Origin of the sequence: Asticcacaulis tiandongensis (assembly GCF_006475605.1) — a bacterium.
GTDB classification, from domain to species: Bacteria; Pseudomonadota; Alphaproteobacteria; order Caulobacterales; family Caulobacteraceae; genus Asticcacaulis; species Asticcacaulis tiandongensis.
In genome coordinates, this window is sequence record NZ_SSBC01000008.1 from 1 (window position 1) to 1,541 (window position 1,541).

2 protein-coding genes and 3 pseudogenes are annotated in these 1,541 nt (G+C 57.2%); 1 reads left to right on the plus strand and 4 read right to left on the minus strand.

Features of this window, described 5'->3' with window-relative positions:
• Nucleotides 1-114: pseudogene (locus E5201_RS03980) on the plus strand (IS5/IS1182 family transposase); the annotation flags it as partial.
• Here the strand turns inward: E5201_RS03980 and tnpB are convergent.
• The 4 genes and pseudogenes from tnpB to E5201_RS04000 all read right to left on the minus strand — a co-directional run.
• Entirely contained in the window at nt 92-448 is a 357-nt protein-coding gene (gene tnpB / locus E5201_RS03985; protein WP_140984720.1) for an IS66 family insertion sequence element accessory protein TnpB, read from the minus strand. The pseudogene E5201_RS03980 and the gene tnpB overlap by 23 nt on opposite strands.
• Entirely contained in the window at nt 445-837 is a 393-nt protein-coding gene (gene tnpA / locus E5201_RS03990) for an IS66-like element accessory protein TnpA (protein ID WP_140984721.1), read from the minus strand. Before tnpA ends, tnpB begins: the two co-directional genes overlap by 4 nt.
• A gap of 85 nt (nt 838-922) precedes the next feature.
• Nucleotides 923-1,036, minus strand: a pseudogene (locus tag E5201_RS03995) (transposase); the annotation flags it as partial.
• A 393-nt stretch (nt 1,037-1,429) separates the two neighbouring features.
• Nucleotides 1,430-1,541: pseudogene (locus E5201_RS04000) on the minus strand (IS5/IS1182 family transposase); the annotation flags it as partial.

Genomic DNA, 1,541 nt, shown 5'->3' on the forward strand with positions numbered 1-1,541 from the left:
ATCATGTTTGGACGGCTGAAGGACTGGCGGCGTGTGGCAACCCGCTATGACAGATGCCCGACTGTCTTCCTGTCCGCCATCGCACTCGCTGCTACAGTGCTCTTCTGGTTATGAGTCCTGAGCCTAGGGCCCGGACCCGGCGCCAGTCAAGCCCCGAGAACAACGCCTCAAACTGAGCGTGGCTAAGGCTCATAAGTCCGTCCTTGATCGCCGGCCAGGTGAACACATGCGCCTCCAGCCGTTTATAGGTCATCACCAAACCCGTGCCGTCCCAATAGAGCAACTTTAGACGGTCCGCCTTGCGCGACCGGAAGACGAAGACCGTGCAGGTGAAAGGGTCTTTATGCAATTGGTTCTTCACCAGGGCCGCCAAACCATCATGCCCTTTACGGAAGTCGATGGGTTTAGTGGCCACCATGATCCGCACCCGGTTCGACGGAAAGATCATACCGAAGCCGTCAGGGCGCGCGCAACCGCCGCAATACGATCCGCTGAAGCGCCGTCTTTCAGACGGATCGTCACGTTCCCCACCACGATCTCAGGCCTGATAGACGGATGCGTAGCCGTGACCGGGGCCGGTTTGCTGACCACCAGAGCGCTAAACTCAACATCGTCCTCAGGTGCCGGTAAGATCAACTTACCACTCCGTGCCAAGGTCCGCCAGGAAGACAGATGGTTCGCCTTTACCCCAGCACGGCGCGCCACTTCATTGACGCTTACCCCAGGCCGCAAGGTCTCTGCCACAAGCCGCGCCTTCATCTCATCAGGCCATCGGCGCGAACGCCGAGTCCCACTGCGGACCGCCATTCCAGTGAGAATCTCCGGTGTAGTCTCCATGGAGAAAGTCCCTCTCGTTCAACTCTGAACAAGCCATGCGCACATTAAGGCAGACAAGGGAACGTGGGGGCAGAACACCGCTTACAAATGTCGCCGAGCTCAGCCCGTGCTTGCGGCATACATCCGCAGTCGGCATCCCAGCCTCCTGCTCCTTGATCATCCCGATAATCTGCGCCTCGGTGAAACGGCTCTTTCTCATCTGTCTGCTCCTTCAATGGGCAGACTCTACATTATCGTGAGGGCGTCAACGGGGAGCACGTCAGGTACTCGGTCGAGACTGTCGACAGCCTTTGCATGGCCGAGACCAACGGTAAAATGCGGTGGCATATTCGGCATCCTGATGGACGCCTAAGTGATCACTCATATGCCCCTGGGGGAGTAAATGGCCTTATCAGACTTGGCCTTGTAGCGTCGTCTCCAGAAAGGGTTGCAGAGTGGGATGTCACCGAAAAGGGAGTGGAAACTGCTAAGGCTTATTGGAAGCGGTCGGACAGTGACGACCAAACTTTGCCTTTATATAATGTGAGAGCATAATTCGACGGAGAGGAAAGGTGATTGGCGCTGCTTGCACCAACCTCACTAGGCTCAGGACTCATAACCAGAAGAGCACTGTAGCAGCGAGTGCGATGGCGGACAGGAAGACAGTCGGGCATCTGTCATAGCGGGTTGCCACACGCCGCCAGTCCTTCAGCCGTCCAAACATG

Coding starts and splice junctions, on each gene's coding strand:
- tnpB (WP_140984720.1), bottom strand. CDS start 448: ATGATCTTTCCGTCGAACCGGGTGCGGATCATGGTGGCCACTAAACCC.
- tnpA (WP_140984721.1), bottom strand. CDS start 837: ATGGAGACTACACCGGAGATTCTCACTGGAATGGCGGTCCGCAGTGGG.